Genomic DNA, 22112 nt, shown 5'->3' with positions numbered 1-22112 from the left:
TCTTCTCACCTGCTTGACGCCCGGGTCGGGAAATCGGTTTCCCGGCGGGGGTGAAGTCACCTGAACGGCCTAGTTGTCCTTGAGCGTGGGCAGCACGTTCTCCACGACCTGCTCCAGCACGGATTCGTGGCCCTCGTACGGGCCGCTCGAACGCGGCCAGTGCGCGATGACGTCGGTGAAGCCCAGCTCGCGCGAGCGGTCGACGGCTTCGCGGAACGCGTTGACGCTGCTCAGTGAGAAGACGGGCGCCGCGTCGAGGCTCAGGTAGCGGTGCACGGAGTCGCGCTCGCGGCCGGCGGCGTCGAGGCGCTCGTCGAACACGCGGCTGAGCTCGGCGATGCCCTGCCACCACTCGTCGGTGGTCGCGCCGCCGCGGCCGGTGGTGGCCCAGCCGGCGCCGAAGCGGGCGGCCAGCGTCATCGTGCGCGGCCCGTTGGCCGCGACGACGAACGGCAGCCGCGGGCGCTGCACTGTGCCGGGGAGGTTGCGGGCGCCGTGGGCCTGGTAGTACTCGCCTTCGAAGTCGAAGCGGTCGGTCATCAGCAGGCCGTCGAGCGATTCGACGAACTCCGTGAAGCGGTCCGCGCGCTGCTTCGGCGTGTAGTCGGGCGCGCCGAGCACCTGCACGTCGTAGTTCTTCGCGTCCACGCCCGCGCCGACGCCCAGCACGAAGCGGCCGTCGGACACGTCGTCGAGGGTGATCAGCTCGCGCGCGAACGGCACCGGGTGGCGCGCCACGGGCGAGGCGACGAACGTGCCCAGCCGGATGGTGGACGTGACCATGGCGGCGGCCGTGAGGGTGGGCACGGCGGAGAACCACGGGCCGTCGACCAGGGATCTCCAGCCCAGGTGGTCGTAGGTCCACGCGTGGTCGAAGCCGTACTCCTCGGCGGCCCGCCACTTGGGCTCGGCCGCCCACCAACGATCTTCCGGAAGGATCACGATGCCTGCTCGCACGAGGGTGGACGGTATCGGCAACCACCGACATTCGCTCGAACGGGCGGTGCCCGTGCCCGGTTCGGGGACAATGGGCGCGTGGAGAAACCCCGCTTGATCGCGTCCGACGTCGACGGCACCCTGCTCGGCCCCACCGAGGTCGTTTCCGACCGCACCATCGAGGTCGTGCGGCGGGTGCGCGCCGACGGCGTCCCGTTCGTCCTGTGCACCGGCCGGCCGCCGCGGTGGATCCCGCCGATCGCGGGACCGCTGGAGCTGACGGGGTACGCGGTGTGCGCGAACGGCGCGGTGCTGCTGGACATCGCTTCGTCGGACGTGGTGGCCGTGCACGGTTCCTTGGAACCGCCGTTGCTGCACGATCTCGCTTCGGCGCTGGACAAGGCGCTGCCCGGGTGCCGGCTGGCCGCGGAGCGGATCAGCACCGATGCGCGGAGCTTCGTGATCGAGCCCGAGTACCGCAACCCGTGGGGCGACGGCGAGGGCCGCACGGCCCCGCGCGCCGAGGTGCTGGGGCACTCGGCGATCAAGCTGCTGATCAGCCACCGGGGCCTGGGATCGGAGGAGATGGCGGCAGCGGCGCGGGCCGTGCTGGACGGGGCGGTGGACATCACCTACTCGTCGTCCGGCGGGCTGATCGAGCTGTCGGCGCACGGGGTCACGAAGGCGACGGGCTTGGCGGATGTGGCTGACCGGCTTTCGGTGCCGGCCGAGCGGGTGATCGCCTTCGGTGACATGCCGAACGACGTGGAGATGCTGCAGTGGGCCGGGCACGGGGTCGCGATGGCGAACGGTCACCGCGCGGTACAGGAAGTGGCGGACGAGGTGACCGGGCCGGCCGCGGAGGATGGGGTGGCGCAGGTGCTGGAGCGGTGGTTTTAGACGGCCTTGCCAGTCGGGTCGGCATCGTGCCGGCGACTTCGGGACTTGCCATTCAGTGCGGCGGCCTGCCACTTCGTACCGGGGCTTGCCACTTGATGATCTGACTTGCCAACCGCCCTGGACGGCTTGCCGCTCACCGGCGCACTTGCCACGGCACGGGGCTTGCCACTGGGGACCTGGCTCGCCACCTCAGCGGCGACTTGCCTCGCGCCGCTAGCGCTTGCCGATCGCGATGGCGACTTGCCAGTCCAAATGGCAAGGTCGGCGTCCGCGACCAGCGGCTGCGGCCCTGCCAATAAGTCCACCTGCTTGCCAACCGCCCTGCCGACTCGCCGCCAGGCCGCGAGCTTGCCGATCACCATGGCGACTGGCCAGGCGAAAAGGCAAGGCCGCCATCCGCGACCAGCGGCTGCAGCCCTGCCAATACGCCCACCTACTTGCCAACCGCCCTGCCGACTCGCCATCCGACCGCGAGCTTGCCGATCACCATGGCGACCGGCCAGGCAAAAAGGCAAAGTCACCATCCGCGGCCAGCGGCTGCAGCCCTGCCAATACGCCCACCTGCTTACCAACCGCCATGGCGACTTGCCGTCAGGCGGCGAGCTTGCCGATCGTGAGCGCGGTTGCCGGCCATGCCAATAGGGCGGTGGCTTGCCATTTCGCGAATAGGTTGCAGCGGGTTGGTGAGGCGTGCCAGACAGAGGGAAGGTTGCCGTTCGTTGGGCAAACCTCCAGCTCTAGCGGCAACATGCCAGGCGTCCGGATTGCCGACCAGGTGGCAAGTTGCCGTTGAAGGCGACGGTTTGCCAATCGCGATGGCGACTTGCCAACCGGACTGGCAAGTCACTCCCGAATGGCGGGGCGGGCGTCCAGGGCTGCGGCGGCCTCCGGGGTGGGTGCAGTGCCGCCGAGGTGGGCGGGGAGCCACCAGCGTTCGGGGGGCGTCGGGGATTCCGGGTAGTCCGTCTGGGCGCGGTCGAGGAGTTGCGACAGGCGGGAGCGGAGTTCGGCGGTCCCCGCCTCGCAGTCGTCGCCGGTGGCAGGGCGCATCGGGGCGCCGAGCAGGATCGAGATGGGCACGTGGCGCCGCGTCAGGTTTCTCGGGTGGCCCTTGGTCCACAGGCGCTGGGTGCCCCACAGCGCCATCGGCACGATGGGCACCCCGGCCTCCGCGGCCATCCGGACGGCGCCCGTCTTCAAGTCCTTCACCGTGAAGGAACGGCTGATCGTCGCCTCCGGGAACACGCCCACCACCTCGCCCGCGCGCAGCCGGGCGACGGCCTCGTCGTAGGAAGCCTGGCCGGCCGAGCGGTCGACGGGAATGTGGTGCATTCCCCGCATCAACGGTCCCGCCACGCGGTTCGCGAAGATCTCGTGCTTGGCCATGAACCGCACCAGCCGCTTGGCCGGCCGCGCACCCAGGCCGCAGTAGATGAAGTCCAGGTAGCTGACGTGCGTGCACGCGATCACCGCCCCGCCGCGCGCCGGCACGTGTTCCGCGCCCTCGATGCGGATGCGGTTGTCCAGCACCCGGAACATCGTCCGCGCGGCGACCAGCACGGGCGGGTACACGAAGTCAGCCATACCGCGAGGCTACGGGACCGTAGGTTTTTGGCGGCTACTCAAAGTGATCGTCGGCACGAAACCCGTCATTCGGGAACTTTCGCCTCGGCAGGGCACCAGCCGAGCACCACCGCCACCAGTGTGCAGAACAAGGCGACGACCTGGTGCTTCACGTTCTCGATCCCATCGCCCAGAGCGGCCACGACGAACTGACCCACCGCAGTCGTCAGGAGGAGCGCGAGGGCCACACCCAGCGCGGCCCGCCGGTGGCGCCACGCGCGCCAGCCGACGAGGAGCCACACGGGCACGAGGGCGAACAACCCCAGGGGCGCCAGCAGCCCCGCCAGGCCCGACCACAGCGGCACCCGGTACTCCTGCGCCGCCGGTGGCAAACCGGCCGAGGCGTCGAAGGAGGCCAGGTACGGGGGCCGCGCCGTGAGCAGGTCGCCGGCCGCGCGGTTCAGCACGCCCAGGGTGCGGTCCGGGTGGGTGGCGAACCACTTCACGACGTTGCGCCGGCTCAAGCGGTCCCGGTACTGCGCGTACTGCGGATCCGACGTCACCGGATGCGGGTGCCACCAGCCGTTGGCCGCGTACTGCCCGAACGACGGTGGCAGGCCGAGAGACGCCAGATCCGCGGCGGTGTCGTGGTGGCCGTCGATGATGTTCAGGAACACCGTGTTCACCATGTTGATCTCGCGCGAGTCATCGCCGGGACGCGCGGACGCGGTGCCGTCAGGCGCGACGGCCGGGGTAACCGCCGCCTGAGCCCACCAAGTCCCGCCGGCCAGCGCGAAAACCACGAGAATCCCCGGCAGCCATCGGGAACGCGTCACCAGCAGCACCGCGATGATCAGCAACGGCAGGACCATCAACGTCTGCACCTTGGCGTTCACCGCCAGCAACCCGCCGACGACGGTCACCACGGCACCGGCCCACAGCCACCGCCGTCCCATCAGCAGCAAGCCCCCGACGGCCAGCAGCAGACCGAGAAACGCCGTCCCCTCGCCCAAAGTCGACGAGAAATAACCGAAGAACGCCGAATCCGCCACCACCAGCAGCAAACCGACGGCGACGAGCACCCGCACCCGCAGCCGGTACGGCAGCCCGACCACCACCAGAGCCACCGCCGCCGCGGCGACAACCGAGGAAATCACCCCGAGCACGACCAGGCTCAGCTCCGGGTGCGCGCCGAACGCCACCGCCAGCCGGGCGAGCCAGCTCTGGCTCAGCTGGTACGTCGGGTCGCAGCCGCCGGGAGTGGCGTCGTACACCAGGTGGACGTCCTTCTCCGGCTTGCTGATCCACTTGATTCCGGCGCCGCACAGGACGCGGAAGCCGTCGCCGTTGTCGGACATGGACACGGGGCGCGGCACGAGGAAGCGCACCAGCAACGCGGCCAGGGACACGCCGAAGACCCCGAGCCCGAGGGCCGCGGACCGGCGCACCACCGTCATCCCGGGCACGATACGTACTGGAAGTCCGGTGCTCGATCGAGGTAGTCGATGAGCAGGCCGGCCTCGTCGGCGCGCGGGTACACGGAAATCCAGAACGGCGTGCCGATCCGGCGGAACGTCGCGACGCGGTACCAGGCCCGGGTGTCATCGGCGCAGTGCTGACTCTTGGCGTAACCGGATTCCTCGGGCACGGCCACCGTCGCGCGCATCAGGTTGGTGCCCACCAGCAGCCGAGAGCCCGCGCGGCTGGCGATGGCGCCCGGGGCGGCGGCGCTCACCACGGAACCCGGCGGCAGGTACGACGCCAGCCAGTCGCCGACCTCCGCGAGCTGCGCGCTGTCCGTGTGCCACGCGCGCACGCTCTTGAGCACGTCCGGGCTCACCACCGAAACGAGCACCGCGAACCCCGTCAGCACGGCCGCGACGACCGGCACCAGCCGCGACACCGTGCGCGGCTTCGGCGACGGGTTCGCGGCCGTCAGCACGCCGTACGCGCCCACCGCAGCCACGGCCAGCAGCGGCGGCACGGGCACGAGCAGCCGCCACGACGGGCCGGTGTCACCGTCGAGCGCGACCACGAAACCCGTGAAGCACAAGGCCAACGCGAACAGCAGCCACAGCGCCGAGCGCGATTCGGCCGCGCGTTCGGGAGTGCGCAGGGCGAGCAACCCCACCACGGCGGCGACGGCGAGCATCAGGAAACCCAGGTGCGCCAAGGAAAAATCAGCGAGGTAGCGCCAGTCGGGGCCGAGCACGCGCACGGCGGAATCGGGCAGGAAGTGGTGGTAGTACGTGACGCGCCAAGCCGTCCAGGGCACGAGGAACACCAGCGCGCCCAGCACGTACCCGGCCGGCGTCCACCAGTTGTGGCGGCCGCGCGCGGCGGCGAGCGCGAGCCACACCCCCGCGACGACGGCGAGCACCAGTCCTTCCGGCCGCGTCATCACCGCCCCCGCGACGAGCACACCCGCCACCACGGACCGGCGCGCGACCAGCGCGTAGGCCACGGCCAGCACCAGCAGCACGAACATCGGCAGCTCGGTGCCCGACGGCCCGTACACGGCGAGGCCGCTCGCGCCGGCCGTCAGCACGGCGGCCGCGACCCCGATCGCGGGCTGGGGCTCCGCGCCTTCCGGAAGTGCGAGACGCACGATGCGATTGGTGAGGAAGTACGCGAGGAGAACGCACCCCAACGCCGCGACAACACCCAGCACAACGGCCGAAGTCGAGATATCCGCGCCGAATGCCGCGCGCGGCAACGCGATCACCACGAGCCACAGAAAATTCGCGTAACCCTCGTTCCGGTCACCAGGATTGAACACGGGCCCGTTGCCGTCGGCGATGTTCTGCGCATAACGGAAGGTGACGAGCGCGTCTTCGGTCACGGTGGCGAACAACAGCTGGTGCACCAGCGAAAACGCGAGCACGAGCACCACCACGAACGCCCGCCACCCGGCGTCGGTGGCGATCCGGCTCCAGGTCAGGACGACGAGCGCGCCCAGCACCAGCCAGCCCCCCACGACCGCGTAGACCACGCGACCCCCTGCCTCCAGCCCCCGGCCGGTCCCCACCGGCCGCCACCCCGTTGTCACCTGCGGTAACGGTGAATCCCCGCGACGAAACCTCGCTTTCGGGTGAGCGATTGGCCGAAATACGCAGCGTTCTCGAACGGTTCCGGCCCTCACTTCACAGTGTCCAGTCAATCGCTTCACTACGCTTCCCGGACATAAGCCGTTCGGGTGTATATCGAGCCCGCTAATCTGTGGCTCCGATTCCGCTCCGCCACCCGGGGGTACCGAGCGGATCCGTCACAGCCGAGGAAGTCTGTTGCCGAGCGAACCCACGCTGCTGTCCGATGTGGCGAGTCTCGCCGTCCTGCTGCTCGTGCTCGGCCTGCCCGGCGTGCTGACCGGCCTCGCGGCGGGCCTGCGCGGCTGGGTGCTCGCAGGGCTCACTCCGCTGTTGAGCTACGCGATCGGCGGCCTCGCGGGTCCGTGGACGGCGGCGATGGGGCTGCCGTTCACCACGCTGACGTTCTGCGTGACCACTGTGGTTTTCGTGGCCGTCGCGTTCGGACTGAGCCGGCTGACGGTGCGGCGGTGGCCGCCGGCGGCGGAACCGCGGGTGTGGTCCGCGCGCGGGCAGTGGGGCGTGCTCGTGTGCCTGCTGCTGGCGACCGGGCTCGGGTTCTACGCCGCCGTGCGCGGCATGGGCCACCTCGGCGCGATCGCGCAGGGCGGCGACGCGCCGTACGCGGCCAACGGCGTGCGCTACATCGCCACCACGGGCGACGGCAGCCTGTTCGGCATGGGCACGCTCAACTGGTACGGCGACGCCCACCCGCCCTTCTACCCCAACGCGTACCACCTGCTCGCCGCGATCCAGTACTCGCTGACCGGCTCGACCTCGATCCCGCTGACGCTCGACGTGAACACCGTGGTGCTGCCCGGCCTGCTGGCGCTGTCGCTGGTCGTGCTGGTGCGCGAGTTCCGCGGGCGCGCGGTGCTGGCCGGCGCGGTGGCGCTCGCGTCCGCGGCGCCGGTGATGAGCACCTACGAGTCGATGAGCCGCGGGCCGCTGTACCCGTTCCTGCTGGGGCTGGCTTTGACGCCGCTGGCGGCCGTGGTGCTGCGGCGCTACCTGGAGCGCGTGGCGCCCGACACCGGGTTCCTGCTGGTCGCGGCCGCGGTGGGGCTGCTGTGCATCCACTCGTCGACGCTGTTCGGCGCGATCCTGTTCGCCGGGCCGTTGCTGCTGCAACGCTGGTTCTCCCCGGGCCGGCGCTGGCACCGCTTCGGCCACGACCTGCTCGCGCTGCTGCCGATCGCGGTGGTCTCGGTGCTGGTGGCCTGGCTGCAGCTGTTCGGCGCGCTCGGGCTGGCCAACGGCAGCCTGCCGTACCTGGGCTGGCCGAGCGAGGGCCGCGCGACCAACGCGATCGGCGCGTTGCTGGGCTTCCAGCACTGGGAACCGCACCCGCAGCTGTGGCTTTCCGCCGCGTTGCTGCTGGGCTTCATCTTCTTCCGGCGGCTCGGCGACCTGCGGTGGATCGGCGTCACGGCGCTGATCACCGGTCTCGCGTACGCCGCGGTCTCGTCGTCGAACTCGCCGCTGGTGATGGCGTTTTCGCGGCCGTGGTGGGACGACCCGTACCGGTTCATCTCGATGGCGATCGTGCCGCTGTCGTTCATCGCCGGCCACGGTGTGGCGTCGCTGCAGCAGTGGCTCGGCGAACACCTGCCGCCGCGCGTGCCGTCGGTGATCCTGGCGGTGCTGGTGCTGCTGGGCTTCGTGGGCGTGACGAAAGGCCTGTACGCGACCACCAACGGCGACCGCCTCGCCCCTGGCTACCGCTCCGCCAACCCGCACGACCAGACCATCACGCCCGACGAGGAAGCCGCGATGGTCCAGCTCGGCCGCCTCGCGGCCCCCGGCCAGTGGGCGATGAACGACCGCTTCGACGGCACGGTCTGGACGTATGCCCTCACGGGCGTCCGCACCGTCGCCGCCCACGACGACGGCACCGACCCCCCGACCGACGCCCTGTACCTGGCCTGGCACTTCAAGAACTACGCGACGGACCCGGTCGTGCGTGCGGAGGTGAAGCGGCTGAACATCCACTGGGTGATCCTGGGCCGGCCGATGGCGCCGCCGAACCCGCCGTACGTGTCGCCGGGGCTGGTGGGTCTGGCCGGATTGCCGTTCTTGGAGCAGGTGTACCGGAACTCGGACGCGGTGATTTACCGGTTGAAGGGCTGAACCGGCGGGTTTTTCAGACGTGTCAGGCAGCCGCGACCGGGTGGCGGTTCGTGGCCCACGCGGCGCCCGCGGCGAAGCCCGCCGTGAGGAGGTCCGCGACGGTGAACATGACTCGCGAGGCCACGGCGAAGGCGGTGGCCTGGCCGACCGTGAGGCCGCTGGCCGTGAGGACGGCGATCTGGGCCACCTCGCGGACGCCGATGCCGCTGGGCAGGATGAAGGCGAAGGTGCCGACGGTCATCGCGACGGCCATGGCGCCGACGCAGAGCACGAAACCGTTGAAGCCCGGCGCGCCGACGGAGTTGGCCAGGAGCCACAGGTGGACGCCCTGCAGGACCCACGCGAGGGTCGACGCGCCGAAGGTCTTGACGACCACGCGCCAGGTCAGGGGCTGTTCGAGGGGCGGGCGGCGGAGCAGGCGAAGCACCAGCGAGGTGCCCCACGTCAGCACGCGCGGGTGAAGCAGCGCCAAACCGACCGGGATCAGCACGAACAGCCACATCGCACGCGGGCTGTTGCTGAACACCGCCGGCGCGGCCAGCAGGGACACGACCAGCGCGGACACGACGCCGACGCCCAGCTGGATCAGCGAGCCGGTGAAAATGCGGGCGCGGGCGAGTCCGGCTTTGCGCCCGAGCTCCATCTGCAGCAGGTACGCCCACACGGAACCCGGCACGTACTTGCCGAGCGAGCCGACGAGGCAGATCTGCGCGCCGCGGATGTAGCCGATGGGTTTGCCGAGGTCGTCCACCAGGACCTGCCAGCCCCAGGTCGACACCATGATCGCGAGGACCAGCGCGACGAGGCTGAGCACCGACGACTGCCAGGCCACATCGGACAGCGTGTGCCAGAACTCGGTCCAGTTGTCGGTGAGCGCCTTGGCCGCGAAGGCCACCACGAGCACGATCGCGAGCCACCGCACGGCGTCGAGGATCTTGGCCTTGGTCGACCTCGCCGCCTTCTCCGGCCTCGAAGGAGCCGGAGAATCCTCCTCAGGCGTTCGAACGGTCGTCACTGACCAGTCTCCTCACCACACGGCACAGAATCACCGCTGGTCAGGCCTGCACCGTGACCAGACGGCTGAACTCGGCAAGCAGATCGTAACCGTCCCAGACGCCCGCGAACGTCAAGGCAGAACCGAACGGCACCACCCGATCGACCCCGCGCCCGGCCAGCTCCGTCACGAACTCCACCAGCTCGTCGCGGGAAAATCCGAACTGGGCCACGGTCTGGTCCTTGCGCAGAACCAGCGGCACGAGTTCACCCAACGAGGCGAGATGCGCGTTGGCGAAAGTGCCCGCGCCGAGCCACTCGCGCGGCATCACGGTGGCGTCGGTGAGCTCCAGCGTCGCGAGCGAATTGCCGTCGAACGAGATCGCCGACACGAGCCCGTCGACGGCCGCGCCGTAGGCCGACACGCGCTTCTGCACGGCCATCGCCGGCTCGGTCACGTGCTGCTTGGCCTCGAGCACCGACGCCAGCAGCGCCCGGAACTCCTCGCCCGCGACCTTCGCGCCGGCCGCGTCGCCGACCCAGAACACCGCCCGCGGCGACGAGCACGCGGCCTGGTCGAACCAGTACGAGTCGTTGTAGAAGCCCTCGGCCGCGCCCCGCCGCTGCTCCGGCGTGGCCTCCTGCCAGCCGCGCACCGACGCGACGGCGAACGACGAGCGGTCCGGGAACGTCAGGTCACGCGCGTGCGGCGCCAGCGGGTACTTGCGCAGCGCGGCGACGGAACCGTCACCACCCCAGATCACGCGCAGGTCGGCGGCCAGCGACAACGCGCCGCTGACCTCGTCGCTGCGGTCGTAGGTGACCATGCGCTGGGTCGCGCGGATGATCGCGGCCGACTCCGGGGAGACGTCGTCGAGTGCCGCGTTCAGGGCTTCCAGCACGGCCTCGGCCGCACCGGCCGACCGCGACGACACACGCACCACGTTGGTGTTGCCCGCGAGCGCCGAAAGGGCCCACGAGTACACGAAGATCGTGTCGACGTTGGCGGGCGGCACGTGGAACACCAGCCCGCGCGGGAACCGCAGCGAGTCGCCCGCGGTTTCCAAAGTGGACAGTGCTTTCGCCAGCTCTCCCTTGCGCAGGAAGAAACCCAGCGAGGCCAGCTCCGGGAACCGGCGGGCCAGCGCGGGCGCCAGCAGCTTGCGCGCGAACTTCGTGACGAACTCGACCACCCGCGGGTCGCCGACGGTCAGGCGGCCACCCGGCGGCTCGGCACGCACCTCGTCCAGCAGCGCACCGACCTCGACCGGCTCCGCGATCGGGAACCGCTGCTCCAGCGAAGTCATGCGGCAGCTCCCGAGAACGTGTCCGAACACCCGCGCGCCTCGGCCTTCGGCAGCCGCCCCAGCACGGAGAAGTGCTTGCCGGGCCAGTCACCGTCGTCGATGCCGTTGCAGACCCCGAGATCCTCGGTCAGCAGCACGTGCCCCGGATACGACCGCGGCAGCGTCGAGACGACCTCGATCACGCCCGGCTTGCCCACCGGCTGCTCCTGCCACGTCTCCGGGTCGCGGATCACGACGTCGGCGAAATCCGGGCAGTACAGCGAATTCCCCGACGGTCCTTCGAGGAACACGGTGCCGATCTGCTCGATCATCCCGTAGTAGTTGTGGATCCGCGTGAGGCCGGTGTCCTCTTTGAACCGACGGCGGAACTCGGTGTTGTCCACGGCGCGGTCGATCAGCTTCTTCCAGCCACCGGAGTGGATGAGGATGCCGTTGGAGAGATCGAGCCCGTGGTCGCGCGCCACCTCGTACAGGTAGAGCCACACCATGAACGTGAACCCGAAGATCAGGAACGGCTTGTCCCCGTACTCGGCGAGGAACTTCTTCACGGCCTCGACGTCGGGCTTGTCGTTCTCGTCGAGCACGTAGGTGTGCTTGCGCCCGAAGTTGGCCATGCCCAGCACGCCGGCGCCACGCGCGGAGAACGAGCGGCGGTTCTTGATGATGCCGATGGTGTCGACCATCAGCATCGGCAGCCGCTCGCCGCCGAGGACTTCCTGCAGCGTCGCGCCGAGCTGCTTGGTCTGCGCACCCGCCGCGTCCTTGTCCAGGTAGATGCGCGACGCGCCGGCGCCGGTCGTGCCCGAAGACGTGAGCGTCTTGAACACCTCGGCGTCGGGAATGGACTTGAGGTCGTGGGTCTTGAACATGCGCACCGGCAGCCACGGCAGGTCCGCGATCGTGGTGAACGGCGCGTTCGGCGCGATTCCGAGCGACGTCAGGATCCGGTCGTAGCCCTCGGAGCTCGCGCGGTGGTGCGCGGTCAGCTCCGCGAGCTCGGGAAGCAGCTGCGCCTCCCGCTCGGCCTGCGAGCGCGTGAACACACTCATACCCGTCCTTCCAACGACCGGTAGTCGATCTTTCCGCTGGCCAGCAGCGGCACCGTGTCGATCGGCCGCACGTCGAACCCGCTGGTGTGAAGGTGCAGCCGCTCCGACAACGCGCGCGACGCGTCCTTGCAGATCGCCTTGGCGCCGTCGCCCTCGGGCAGCTCGGCGAACAGCACGACCTTGTCGCCCGCCGGCACGGCGGCCACCACGTCGATGCCCACCGCGGCCTGGCGCACGGCCTGCTCCAGGTCGTCGAGGCTCACGCGGTTGCCGAACACCTTGCCGATGCGCTTGAGCCGCCCGGTGATGAACAGGTACCCCTCTTCGTCGAGGTACCCGAGGTCACCGGTGGCGAGCAGCCCGCCGCACTCGTCGCCCGCGGCCAAGCCGACCTCGTCGTCGGCGTAGCCCATCATCACGTTGGGTCCACGGTAGACGACCTCACCGACGATCTTGGGGTGCGTGGTCTCGACCCCGTCGTCGCGGCGGACGGAGAACGCGCCGCCGGGCAGCGCGGGGCCGGCGGAGCCGATCTTGTCGGCGAGACGCTCGGCGGGGACGGTGGTCATGCGTGGCGAGGCCTCGGTCTGGCCGTACATCACGTACATCCGGCCGCCGACCGCGCGCATCTTGTCGTTGAACTCGACCACGAGCTCGTCGCGCAGCTTGCCCCCGGCCTGCGTGAGCGTGCGCAACGTCGGGTACTTCGCGGGGTCGAACTTGAGGCGCCGCAACATTTCGTAGTGGTACGGCACGCCGGACAGCGACGTGATGCCGTACTCGGTCACCGCGTCCCAGAATCCGCGGCCGAGCACGCCGGACGCTTCGATCACCACGGTCGCGCCGCGCACGAGGTGCGAATTCAGCACCGAAAGGCCGTAGCTGTAGTGCAACGGCAGGCAGGTGGGGGCGATCTCGTCGGCGTCGACCTTCAGCACTTCGGCGATCGCCTCGGCGTTGGCGAGCAAACCGTTGCGCGACAGGCGAACGAGCTTGGGGTTGCCGGTCGAGCCGCTGGTCGGCAGCAGCACGGCGAGGTCGGGGTGCGGCTTCACGCCGTCGGCCGACTCGCGCACCCAGTTCTCTCCGGACGCCGTGTAGCCCTCGGGCGCGGGGGCGTCCGGCGCGGCCAGCACGGCGGCGGGCCGGAACCGCGTGATCAGGCCCGCGAGCACGTCGGCGTCGAGCGCCGGGTCGATCAGCGCCACCGCGCGGTGAGCCTCGACGGCGCCGAGGTACCGCAGCACACTCGCCAGGTCGACCGACATCCGCGCGAACAGCACGCCCTCCGGCAGCTCGCCGAGCGCGGCCGCGACGCGCGCGACCTCCGCGTCCAGCTCGTCGCCCGCCAGCGTGCGGCCCCCGGCCGCGTCGACCAGCCGGGCACCCGCACCCCACAGCGTCACAGCACCAAGCCTCCGTCGATCCCCAGCACCTGTCCGGTGATGAACGCGGCGTCGTCGCTCACCAGGAACCGGATCGCCTTCGCCACGTCCTCGGCGGTCCCGAGCCGGCCCAGCGGCGTCTTCGCGACGTTGTCCGCCTTCGCGTCCTCGGACAGGCCCGAGGTGAGGTCTGTCTCGATCACGCCGGGTGCCACCGCGTTCACGCGGATGCCCGAACGGCCGAGCTCCTTCGCGGCCGAGCGCGCGATGTTGGCCACCGCCGCCTTCGACGCCGCGTACACCGTCTGACCTGCGCTTCCGTACTGGCCCACCACCGAGGCGAGCACCACGATCGCGCCGGTCTTCTTGCGCATCATCGCCCGCGCCGCGGCCTGCACGGTGTGCAGCGTGCCGGCGACGTTGGTGGCCAGCGTGGTGTCGACCAGGTCCTCGCGGATCATGCCGAGGAGCGCGTCCTCCATGATCCCGGCGTTGGCGACCACGACATCGAGCCTGCCGTGCTCCTTCGCGACCCCGCGGACGACCGTCGACACGGCCTTGGCGTCGGTGACGTCGAGCGCGAGGCCGGCCGCGGCACCCGAGGCTTCCGCGGCTTCCTTCGCGCGGGCCTCGTCGCGGCCGGTCAGTACCACCGTGGCGCCGGCCTCGACCAGGGCGCGCGCGGTGGCCAGGCCGATCCCGCGCGTACCGCCGGTCACCAGCGCGACGCGTCCGGTGAGATCAGTCATTCTTCGACTTCAGCTCGGTCACCATGTCCACGGCAACCTTGAAGCTCGACATGTCGATGACCTGGTCGGTGTCGAACTCGACGTCGAACTCGTCCTCGATCGCCGCGACCAGCGCCATGTGGCCGACCGAGTCCCACGCCTCGATGTCGCGGTACTTCAGGTTCTCGACGTCCACGTCGCCGTCGAGGTCGAGCGCCTCTACGAAGACCTCGCGCAGCTTGGGGGCGACCGGCCTCGCGGCCTGAGCGTCAGACACAGTCATTTCTCCATTGCACTCAATGCTCGTCGCGCGGGCGGGCGTCCCACGCCTTGACCAAGGTAGAGAGGTCGCCGGGCAGGCGGTCGACCAGCCCATCCTCCGGGAGACCCACCTTGCCCTTGAGCCACGGACCCAGGGCCTCGATCGTGGCCTCGTCCAGGCCGCGGCGGGACAGGCCCACGACGTTCACGCCGGTGACGCGCGCCGGGTTGCCCACGGCGATCGTGAACGCGCCCACCTCGCGCCGTACGGCGGAGGCCATGCCGACCATCGCCCCGGGGCCGACCACGACCTTCTGGTGCAGGATCGCGCCCATGCCCAGGTTGGCGCCGTCCCAGATGTGGCAGTGCCCGCCGGTGATCACGTTGGACGCGACGGTGACGCCGGAGCCGACCAGGCAGTCGTGAGCGATGTGGGAGCCGCGCAGGTAGTAACCGTCGCTGCCGAGCGTGGTGGTGCGCCAGGTGCCCTGGTGGACGGTCGCGTACTCGCGGATGCGGTTGCGGCTGCCGATCACCACGCCGTGGCCGTCGGCGTCCGCGTCGCCGGTCGGCGCGGTGTCCCAGCCGGCGGGGTGTTGCCGGCCGCGGTCCTCGCCCGGCGTGCCGATGGTCACGTGCGGGCCGATCCAGTTGTCGTCGCCGATCCTGGTCGGGCCGACGATCACCGTGTACGGTCCGATGACGTTGTCGTCGCCGAGCTCGACGCCTTCGCCGATGACTGCGGTGGGGTGGATCCGGTTGGCCACGCTGGTGATCCGTTCCGTTTCGTAAGCCGCTGTCGGGTCCGAGCGGCCTGGGGTCTGGGGCAGGCGGCGGCGCCCGGTAACGTGTGGCCCGCGTTCACGCAGGGCGGCCGGGCGCAGAACCGGCGGCTCTCCGGCCTCGCGGCCTGAGCGCACTGCACTGTACCGGACGCATCGAAATCGCCTGCCGAGAGAGACTGCCGATGATCCCCATTACCGTGGTCGACGTCCGTGACGCGGAAGACCTCGTCGTCGAGGTGCTGCGATCCGGCGCCATCGCACAGGGGCCGATGGTCAAGCGCTTCGAGGACGCCTTCGCGCACGTCGCGGGCACGAAGCACGCCATCGCCGTGAACAACGGCACCACCGCGTTGGTCGCCTCACTGCAGGCGCTGGACCTGGCACCGGGTGGCGAGGTGATCACCTCGCCGTTCACGTTCGTCGCGACCCTGAACGCCATCCTCGAGGCCGGCGCCACCGTGCGGTTCGCCGACATCCGGCGCGACGACTTCGCGATCGACCCGGACGCCGTCGGCGCGGCCATCACCGACCGCACCAAGGTCCTGATGCCGGTGCACCTGTACGGCCAGACGGCGGACATGGGCAAGCTCGCCCCGCTCGCCGCCGAGCGCGAGCTGCGGATCATCGAGGACTCGGCCCAGGCGGTCGGCGCGTCGTTCGAGGGCCGCGCCGCCGGCTCGTACGGCATCGGCTGCTTCTCGCTGTACGCGACGAAGAACGTGACCACCGCCGAAGGCGGCGTGATCACCACCGACGACGACGTGCTGGCCGACAAGCTGCGCGTGCTGCGCAACCAGGGCATGCGCGCCCGCTACCAGTACGAGATGGCCGGTCACAACTACCGGATGACGGACCTGCACGCGGCCGTCGGCATCCCGCAGCTGGAGAAGCTCGACCAGCTCACCGCGGCCCGCCAGGCCAACGCGAAGCGCCTCTCCGAAGGGCTGGCGGGCACGCCGGGCCTCGACATCCCGCAGGTACTGCCCGGCCGTGAGCACGTGTGGCACCAGTACACGGTGCTTGTGGGCCCGCACGCGATGCTCTCGCGCGACGAGCTGGCCGCCGCGCTCACCGAGCGCGGCATCGGCAACGGGATCTACTACCCCAAGATCGTGTTCGACTACGACTGCTACCGCGGCCACCCGCTGATCCCGGGCGCCGACGTGACCGACTTCCCGGTGGCCTCGGCCGTCGCGGCGCAGGCGCTTTCGCTGCCGGTGCACCCGCACCTGACCGACGAACAGCTCGACAAGATCATCGAAACGGTTCGCGAGGTGCTCGGCGCATGACCCACCGCATCGCCCTGATCGGCACGGGCAACATGGGTTCGCTGCACGCCCGTGTGCTGGCGGCCAACGAGCGCGCGGACCTCGTCCGCGTGATCGACCCGCGCGAGGAAGCCGGCCGCGTCGTCGCCGAGCGCTACGAGACGCAGTGGACGCCCGAGCTCGGCTCACTGTCCGATGTGGACGCCGTGGTGCTCGCGTCGGCCACCGAGGTGCACTACGACCTCGCGCAGGAGATCCTCGGCCAGGGCAAGCCGATGCTCGTCGAAAAGCCCGTGTGCAACAGCTTCGAGCTGTCGCAGGAGATCGTGACGCTCTCGGAGCAGAAGGACGTGCCGCTGATGTGCGGCCTGCTCGAGCGCTACAACCCGGCCGTGATGACGGCGCGGGCGCTCGTCAACGAGCCGGTGCACTTCATGGCGCGCCGCCACGGCCCGTACGCGCCGCGCATCAAGACCGGCGTCGCGTGGGACCTGCTGGTGCACGACGTCGACCTGGCGATCCAGTTCTTCGGCGGCGCCACGCCGTCCCGCGTCACCTCGGGTGCCGGGTACTTCCACCCGTCGTCGGTGGAAGGCGCGGAGGACACCATCGAGACGGTGCTGTCGTTCCCGACCGGCCTGGCCACGGTGTCGGCTTCGCGACTGGGGCAGAAGAAGGTGCGGTCGCTGGTCGTGTCCGAACTGGACCGGCTGATCGAGATCGACCTGCTGCGCCGCGACGTGACGATCTACCGCCACGTTTCGCACGATTCCGTGACGCCGGACGGCCTCGGCTACCGGCAGCAGACCGTGATCGAGATCCCGGAGCTGGTCACCGCGCGCGAGCCGCTGGCGACGCAGCTGGACCGGTTCCTCGACCTGCTCGAAGGCAAGATCGACGCCGACGTGGAGCGCGACCTCATCCTGCCGTCGCACCACGTGGTGGCGCAGGTGCTCACGCAGGCCGCGGCCTGATCACTTGGTGAGGCGGGTGCCGTCCTTGCCGTACGCGACCAGCGGGGTCAGTACGGCGGGGTCGGGCACTTCGCGCTGGTCGAACCAGAACACGACCACGCGGTGGTCGACGCTCCACAACGCCGTCTGCGCCTGCACGGGCTTGCCGTGCACGGTGCTGACGATCTTCGCGGCCGGGCCGGAGAAGTAGCCGTACACGGGGACCCAGGTGCCGGCGGCCTCGATGCCGCCCGCGGTGGCGTGGAAGCCGAACGAGCGGTCGGCTCCGCGGATCTCGTTGCTCGCGTAGAGCGACAGGTAACCGCTCTTGGTCTGGATCGCGGCCATGATGCCGAAGTGGACGTCGGGCAGGGCCGCGTTGTCGTCGATCTTGGTCGCGTAGAGGACGACCTCGCCGCCGGCGGTCTTGATGCCGGTGTGGATGACGTCGCCGTAGGGTTGGGTCGCCGACGTCGGCGGCTGGTCGATCGCCGACATCGGCGGTGGCGAGGTGGTCGGCAGGACGCCGTCCGACGCGAGCGGACCGCTGGTCACAGGGGCCGGCGGCGCGGCGACGGGCACCTGCGTCGGCTCGGCCGGCGTACGCAGGGCGACGGCGCCGAACACGATCCCGACGACGGCGGCCACCGCGGCGGCCGCTCCCGCGCCCGTCGCGATCCTCCGGCGGCGCCGGATGCGCCGGCCGTCGCTGATGATGCGGTCCAGGTCGGGCGCGGCGAACGGCTGGTCGGGCTGTTCGCGCAACGCGGAGCGCAGCTTGTCGAGGTCAGTCACCGCCCGCTCCCTCCGATCAGCACATCTTCCGGCCCGGCGTCCACCCGCAGCTTCGCGAGCGCCCGCGAGTTCGTGCTCTTGACGGTACCCACCGACACGCCCAGTTCATCGGCGACCGCCTGTTCCGGCAGGTCGAAGAAGTGCCTGAGCACCACCACGGCCCGCTCGCGGCCCGTCAGCCGCGCCAGCGCGGACGTCAGCCACTCGCGCTGCGTCACGGCCTGCGCGACGTCCTGGCTCGTCGGCCGCTCGGGCACTTCCTCGGACGCGTACTCACGCAACGGGCGGCGCCAGCCGTCGATCACGTGGTTGACCAGGACCGTCCGGGCGTACGCGTAGGCGTCCTTGCGGCGCACGCGCGACCAGGCGGCGTAGGTGCGGGTGAAGGCGGTCTGGGCAGCGTCCTCGGCCTGGTGACGGTCGCCGGTCAGCAGGTACGCCGCGTGCGTGAGCCGGTTGGACGAGGCCTGCACGAACTCGACGAACTCGTCGTCACTGCGCGCCACCCGCGTACCCCCGATCTCCACGTCTACGGGACGGCTGGGTGCACGTCAGGTTGCCGCCGCTAGGGCTTTTGCACGCGACCCGCGATGAGCGCGTCCAGGTCCAGCACGACGGGCATACCCGCGACGTCGAGCTCGACTTTGCCGGAGTGCTCGCCGAAGTTCTCGTAGTCGCCGTCGACAAGACGATAGGTGATCATGCTGACGGGTGCGTCGAGATCGATGATCCAGTAGTGCTCGATGCCGGCGTCGGCGTACTCGAAGTGCTTGGTGACCTGGTCGGTGCGCTTGGTGCCCTCGGACAGGATCTCGACGACCAAGAGGGCATCTTCGGCACGCACTCGCGCCGGGTTTTGGTCGGCCACGGAAGCTGAAGTGACCGGCACGTCCGGCACGCGCACGGTGGGCGGAACCTCGTTGAGCAGCAGTTCCACTTCGTTACCCGCGCTGAAGCCTGGAGCGAGCTGCTCGTCGAGCACGTACGTGATCCGCGCAATCGAACGTCGGTGGAAAAAGAACGGGCGCGGCGATACAGCGAGAACCCCTTCGACGACTTCGACGTGGAACTCCGAGGTCTCCGGAAGTTCCGCCCAGTCGTCGAGGGTCAGGAGGTGGTGAGGCCACTCGAGGGTGCTCGTGGAAGCTCCTTCACTTTCAGTGACCGGAACAGTGATCAAGACTACCGTCCGCGTTCACCGGTCACCTCAAGGCTACCCGCTGAAGTCGCCCGCCGGGGAGCCCCAGCCGGAGGCGTCGTCCGATAGGCCGCGGCGGCGGGCGTTCTCCGCGCGCACCCGTTCCACTTCGGACTGGATGTACTCCTCGTCGTAGCGCTGGAAGACGCGTGCGGGGTTGCCGGCGACCAGGGTGCGCGGCGGAACGTCCTTGGCCACCACCGAGTTGGGCTGCACGGTGGCGAAGTCGCCGATCGTCACGCCGGCCATGATGACGACCAGGCCGCCGATGAAGCAGCCCTTGCCGATCTTCACGGGTTTGCGCTCGATGAGGTCGCTGCCGGAGTGGTTCTGCAGCGTCATGTTCGCGAGCCAGCTCGAGTGCGTGAAGATGAGCGTGTTGAGGCCGATGCTGGTGTGCTCGCCGATCTCCAGCCCGCCGCTCGCGTCGAGGGCCGCGCCTTCGCCGATCCAGCAGTGCTCGCCCATGGTGAGGTTCTCGGGACTGATGATCTTCACGCGCTCGCGCACGCGGCACGTCGAAGGCAGTCCGTAGAACGCCGCCCGCTCGGCGTCGTTCAGGTACTGCGCAACGAGGTCGTTAAGGATCATCGGCCGCAGGCGGTTGCTGCGGTCGTCATCGAAGAACATCGTCGTCCGCCACCATTTTCGTGAACACGCGCAGGTGTTCCTCGGCCACCACGTCGAGGCCGAAATTGGCCCGGACCATGGCGCTTTCCCGCTGCGCGACCCGCTCGCGCAGCTCCGGGTCGTCGAGCAGCGACAGCACGGTCTCCTGCACCGCCGCGGCGTCGTCGGGGCGCACCAGCAGGATGTTCTCGCCGTTGCGCAGCTCGATGCCCGGGTAGTTGTCCTCCGTGACCGACGCGATGGTGGCCGTGCCGGACAGCATCGCCTCGAGCGAGGCGGTGCCGCAGCCGCCGTTGAGGTCGTGGGTCACGATGTCGGCGGCCGCGAAGTACGCCGGCACGTCCTCCTTCGGCACCGCGCCCGTCACGACCAGGGCTTCGGCCACGCCGAGCTCTTCGGCGCGCTTGAGGAACGCGTCGTGGTAGACGCGCCCGACGATCACCACGCGCACGCCCGGGTGCCGCTCGAGGATCGCGGGCAGCGATTCGATCAGCGGCAGCCGGTTGCGCAGCGGGATCACGTGGCCGAGCGACACGATCAGCGGTGCGTCGCCCAGCTCGAGCTCCGCGCGCACGTCCTTGGTCACCGGCTTCTCGAAGTGTCCGGTGTCCACGGCGATCGGGAAGTACTCGGAGTTCGCGTCGCTCGTGCCGTAGCGCTCGACGCAGTAGTCCACGCCGAGCTTGTCGAGGATGACGTAGCGCGGGCGGATGTACTTCAGCACCGGCTTGACCAGCACCGCGTCGAGTATCCGGAACACGCGCGAGTACAGCCTGTTCTCGCTGATCAGGAGCGTGTGGATGGTCAGCAGCACGGGAAGCTTGTGGCGCCGCGCGTAGAAGCCGGCCAGCCACGACAGGTCGAAGAACTGGCCGTGCAGGTGCACCGCGTCGGGCTTGAACTCGTCCAGCAGCCGCCACAGCCGCCGCCAGTTGCCCGGCTTGAGCGACGCGAAGCTCATGTCGAAGTCGATCGACAGGCCGAGCTGCGGCATCTTCGCCGCGGGCAGCCGCACGATGCGGTAGCCGTCGCGCTGCTCGTCGGCCGGCGCGTCGCCGTAGGCCGCCGTGATCGCCAGGACCTCGTGGCCGGCCGCCGCGTACTCACCCGCGAGCGACGCCGACATGTGGGCGCTGCCGCCCACACGGGGCGGGAAGAAGTTGTTCACCACCGCGATGCGCATCGCACGTCCTTGGGCTGGGCCCGCGGTGGCATTCACCCGGCGTCCCTGACCAGTGCCCGCATGCCCTCTTCGACGGAGATGGTCGGCTCCCAGCCGAGCATCTCGCGCGCCCGCGTGATGTCCGCGGCCCGGCGCGACACCAGCACGTCGCGCTCGTTGAACTGCGGCTGCACGTCGACGCCGACGGCTTCGATGAGGATCTTCGCGAGCGTGGCGATCGACGTGTCCACCCCGGTACCGATGTTGATCGGCTTGTTCGACTGCTCCGACTCCAGCGCGGCCACGACCGAGCGGGCCAGGTCCGACACGTGCACGAAGTCCATCGACTGGTCGCCGCGGCCGTCGATGATCGGCGGCTGGCCGGCGCGCAGGCGCTGGATGAAGTGGTTGATCACCGACGTGTAGTAGGCCTCGATCTTCTGGCCCGGGCCGTACACGTTGAAGAAGCGCAGCGCGTTCCAGGACAGGCCCTTGGTGCGCTCGTAAAAGCCCAGCAGGTCCTCGCCGGCGCGCTTGGAGATGCAGTACGGCGTGAGCGGGCGCAGCTCGTCGTCCTCGTGCATCGGCAGGCGCTTCGGCTCGCCGTAGACCGAAGCGGTGGACGCGAACACCAGGCGCTCGACACCCTCGTCGGCGGCCGCGGCGAACACGTTGTGGTTGCCGGTCATGTTGATGTCGATCGACTCGTGCGGGTCGGCGATCGACTTGTTGATGGAGACCGTGGCGAAGTGGATCACGTGCGAGCAGCCGCGGATGGCCTCGCGCACGGCGCCGCCGTAGCGCACGTCCTTCTCGACCAGTTCGACCTTGCCGGTGGCCACGAAGTCGTTCACGCGAGCCCGGTCGCCGCGGGTCATGTTGTCGAAGACGCGGACGGTGTACCCGCCGTCCAGCAGCAGCGGGATGACGTGCGCGGCGATGAACCCACCGCCGCCGGTGAAGAACACCTTCTTCTCGGACAT

General features: G+C 70.0%; 21 protein-coding genes. 4 read left to right on the top strand and 17 right to left on the bottom strand.

Annotated elements, in window-relative coordinates; translation table 11 throughout:
- Window positions 1-69: 69 nt before the first annotated feature.
- Window positions 70-957: an LLM class flavin-dependent oxidoreductase gene (locus AB0K15_RS01110; protein WP_364043937.1), complete on the bottom strand. Its 888-nt coding sequence runs from the start codon at window positions 955-957 to the stop codon at window positions 70-72.
- Window positions 958-1050: 93 nt separating this feature from the next.
- Here AB0K15_RS01110 and AB0K15_RS01105 point away from each other — a divergent pair, with 93 nt between their 5' ends.
- The gene (locus AB0K15_RS01105; RefSeq protein WP_364045331.1) at window positions 1051-1836 is read left to right on the top strand and encodes an HAD family hydrolase; all 786 of its coding nucleotides are present in this window, start codon (window positions 1051-1053) and stop codon (window positions 1834-1836) included.
- Between the two features lie 843 nt (window positions 1837-2679).
- Here AB0K15_RS01105 and AB0K15_RS01100 read toward each other — a convergent pair.
- The 3 genes from AB0K15_RS01100 to AB0K15_RS01090 form a co-directional block, all read right to left on the bottom strand.
- Entirely contained in the window at window positions 2680-3420 is a 741-nt protein-coding gene (locus AB0K15_RS01100; protein WP_364043934.1) for a lysophospholipid acyltransferase family protein, read from the bottom strand.
- Between the two features lie 65 nt (window positions 3421-3485).
- Window positions 3486-4856, bottom strand: coding sequence for a hypothetical protein (locus AB0K15_RS01095; RefSeq protein WP_364043931.1), 1371 nt, complete (start codon window positions 4854-4856; stop codon window positions 3486-3488).
- Window positions 4853-6391 carry a hypothetical protein gene (locus AB0K15_RS01090; protein ID WP_364045329.1) on the bottom strand — a complete coding sequence of 513 codons (1539 nt, stop codon included), beginning with the start codon at window positions 6389-6391 and terminating at the stop codon, window positions 4853-4855. Before AB0K15_RS01090 ends, AB0K15_RS01095 begins: the two co-directional genes overlap by 4 nt.
- Window positions 6392-6683: 292 nt before the next feature.
- Here AB0K15_RS01090 and AB0K15_RS01085 point away from each other — a divergent pair, with 292 nt between their 5' ends.
- Window positions 6684-8615 (top strand): DUF6541 family protein, encoded by a 1932-nt coding sequence (locus tag AB0K15_RS01085; RefSeq protein ID WP_364043928.1) that lies wholly within the window; start codon window positions 6684-6686, stop codon window positions 8613-8615.
- Window positions 8616-8637: 22 nt separating this feature from the next.
- On the opposite strand, the gene AB0K15_RS01080 is transcribed toward AB0K15_RS01085, so the two are convergent.
- From AB0K15_RS01080 to AB0K15_RS01050, 7 genes are read right to left on the bottom strand one after another with little or no spacing between them, the layout of a single operon-like run.
- Window positions 8638-9630 (bottom strand): lysylphosphatidylglycerol synthase transmembrane domain-containing protein, encoded by a 993-nt coding sequence (locus AB0K15_RS01080; protein WP_364043925.1) that lies wholly within the window; start codon window positions 9628-9630, stop codon window positions 8638-8640.
- A 40-nt stretch (window positions 9631-9670) separates the two neighbouring features.
- The gene (locus AB0K15_RS01075) at window positions 9671-10915 is read right to left on the bottom strand and encodes an acyl-CoA reductase (RefSeq protein ID WP_364043922.1); all 1245 of its coding nucleotides are present in this window, start codon (window positions 10913-10915) and stop codon (window positions 9671-9673) included.
- Window positions 10912-11964 (bottom strand): acyl-protein synthetase, encoded by a 1053-nt coding sequence (locus AB0K15_RS01070; protein ID WP_364043919.1) that lies wholly within the window; start codon window positions 11962-11964, stop codon window positions 10912-10914. Before AB0K15_RS01070 ends, AB0K15_RS01075 begins: the two co-directional genes overlap by 4 nt.
- Window positions 11961-13370, bottom strand: a complete 1410-nt coding sequence (locus AB0K15_RS01065; RefSeq protein WP_364043916.1) for an AMP-binding protein — start codon at window positions 13368-13370, stop codon at window positions 11961-11963. The genes AB0K15_RS01070 and AB0K15_RS01065 overlap by 4 nt, the downstream gene beginning before the upstream one ends.
- Window positions 13367-14098 (bottom strand): glucose 1-dehydrogenase, encoded by a 732-nt coding sequence (locus AB0K15_RS01060; protein ID WP_364043913.1) that lies wholly within the window; start codon window positions 14096-14098, stop codon window positions 13367-13369. The genes AB0K15_RS01065 and AB0K15_RS01060 overlap by 4 nt, the downstream gene beginning before the upstream one ends.
- Complete coding sequence (locus tag AB0K15_RS01055; RefSeq protein WP_364043910.1) at window positions 14091-14360, bottom strand: acyl carrier protein; 270 nt, start codon at window positions 14358-14360, stop codon at window positions 14091-14093. Before AB0K15_RS01055 ends, AB0K15_RS01060 begins: the two co-directional genes overlap by 8 nt.
- 13 nt (window positions 14361-14373) lie before the next feature.
- Window positions 14374-15105, bottom strand: a complete 732-nt coding sequence (locus AB0K15_RS01050) for a UDP-N-acetylglucosamine acyltransferase (protein ID WP_364043907.1) — start codon at window positions 15103-15105, stop codon at window positions 14374-14376.
- A gap of 200 nt (window positions 15106-15305) precedes the next feature.
- Here AB0K15_RS01050 and AB0K15_RS01045 point away from each other — a divergent pair, with 200 nt between their 5' ends.
- Window positions 15306-16412: a DegT/DnrJ/EryC1/StrS family aminotransferase gene (locus AB0K15_RS01045; protein WP_364043904.1), complete on the top strand. Its 1107-nt coding sequence runs from the start codon at window positions 15306-15308 to the stop codon at window positions 16410-16412.
- Window positions 16409-17365, top strand: a complete 957-nt coding sequence (locus AB0K15_RS01040) for a Gfo/Idh/MocA family oxidoreductase (RefSeq protein WP_364043901.1) — start codon at window positions 16409-16411, stop codon at window positions 17363-17365. The genes AB0K15_RS01045 and AB0K15_RS01040 overlap by 4 nt, the downstream gene beginning before the upstream one ends.
- On the opposite strand, the gene AB0K15_RS01035 is transcribed toward AB0K15_RS01040, so the two are convergent.
- From AB0K15_RS01035 to AB0K15_RS01010, 6 genes are read right to left on the bottom strand one after another with little or no spacing between them, the layout of a single operon-like run.
- On the bottom strand, window positions 17366-18139 hold the full coding sequence (locus AB0K15_RS01035; protein ID WP_364043898.1) for a hypothetical protein: 774 nt from the start codon (window positions 18137-18139) through the stop codon (window positions 17366-17368).
- Window positions 18136-18645: a SigE family RNA polymerase sigma factor gene (locus AB0K15_RS01030; RefSeq protein ID WP_220245596.1), complete on the bottom strand. Its 510-nt coding sequence runs from the start codon at window positions 18643-18645 to the stop codon at window positions 18136-18138. The genes AB0K15_RS01035 and AB0K15_RS01030 overlap by 4 nt, the downstream gene beginning before the upstream one ends.
- A 59-nt stretch (window positions 18646-18704) precedes the next feature.
- Entirely contained in the window at window positions 18705-19319 is a 615-nt protein-coding gene (locus AB0K15_RS01025; protein ID WP_364043895.1) for a Uma2 family endonuclease, read from the bottom strand.
- A 33-nt stretch (window positions 19320-19352) separates the two neighbouring features.
- Window positions 19353-19967 carry an acyltransferase gene (locus AB0K15_RS01020; protein WP_364043892.1) on the bottom strand — a complete coding sequence of 205 codons (615 nt, stop codon included), beginning with the start codon at window positions 19965-19967 and terminating at the stop codon, window positions 19353-19355.
- Window positions 19954-21150, bottom strand: coding sequence for a glycosyltransferase family 4 protein (locus AB0K15_RS01015; RefSeq protein WP_364043889.1), 1197 nt, complete (start codon window positions 21148-21150; stop codon window positions 19954-19956). Before AB0K15_RS01015 ends, AB0K15_RS01020 begins: the two co-directional genes overlap by 14 nt.
- Before the next feature lie 32 nt (window positions 21151-21182).
- Complete coding sequence (locus AB0K15_RS01010) at window positions 21183-22112, bottom strand: NAD-dependent epimerase/dehydratase family protein (protein WP_364043885.1); 930 nt, start codon at window positions 22110-22112, stop codon at window positions 21183-21185.

This window comes from Amycolatopsis sp. NPDC049253 (genome assembly GCF_040678995.1).
Lineage (GTDB): Bacteria > Actinomycetota > Actinomycetes > Mycobacteriales > Pseudonocardiaceae > Amycolatopsis.
Note: the sequence above shows the minus strand (reverse complement) of the source record. Positions and strands in the feature narration are given on the sequence as shown.

Bases quoted from the DNA above. Each gene is read 5' to 3' on its own strand.
- AB0K15_RS01100 (WP_364043934.1), bottom strand. From the start codon at position 3,420: ATGGCTGACTTCGTGTACCCGCCCGTGCTGGTCGCCGCGCGGACGATG.
- AB0K15_RS01095 (WP_364043931.1), bottom strand. From the start codon at position 4,856: ATGACGGTGGTGCGCCGGTCCGCGGCCCTCGGGCTCGGGGTCTTCGGC.
- AB0K15_RS01075 (WP_364043922.1), bottom strand. From the start codon at position 10,915: ATGACTTCGCTGGAGCAGCGGTTCCCGATCGCGGAGCCGGTCGAGGTC.
- AB0K15_RS01070 (WP_364043919.1), bottom strand. From the start codon at position 11,964: ATGAGTGTGTTCACGCGCTCGCAGGCCGAGCGGGAGGCGCAGCTGCTT.
- AB0K15_RS01060 (WP_364043913.1), bottom strand. From the start codon at position 14,098: ATGACTGATCTCACCGGACGCGTCGCGCTGGTGACCGGCGGTACGCGC.
- AB0K15_RS01055 (WP_364043910.1), bottom strand. From the start codon at position 14,360: ATGACTGTGTCTGACGCTCAGGCCGCGAGGCCGGTCGCCCCCAAGCTG.
- AB0K15_RS01045 (WP_364043904.1), top strand. From the start codon at position 15,306: ATGATCCCCATTACCGTGGTCGACGTCCGTGACGCGGAAGACCTCGTC.
- AB0K15_RS01040 (WP_364043901.1), top strand. From the start codon at position 16,409: ATGACCCACCGCATCGCCCTGATCGGCACGGGCAACATGGGTTCGCTG.
- AB0K15_RS01020 (WP_364043892.1), bottom strand. From the start codon at position 19,967: ATGTTCTTCGATGACGACCGCAGCAACCGCCTGCGGCCGATGATCCTT.
- AB0K15_RS01015 (WP_364043889.1), bottom strand. From the start codon at position 21,150: ATGCGCATCGCGGTGGTGAACAACTTCTTCCCGCCCCGTGTGGGCGGC.
- AB0K15_RS01010 (WP_364043885.1), bottom strand. From the start codon at position 22,112: ATGTCCGAGAAGAAGGTGTTCTTCACCGGCGGCGGTGGGTTCATCGCC.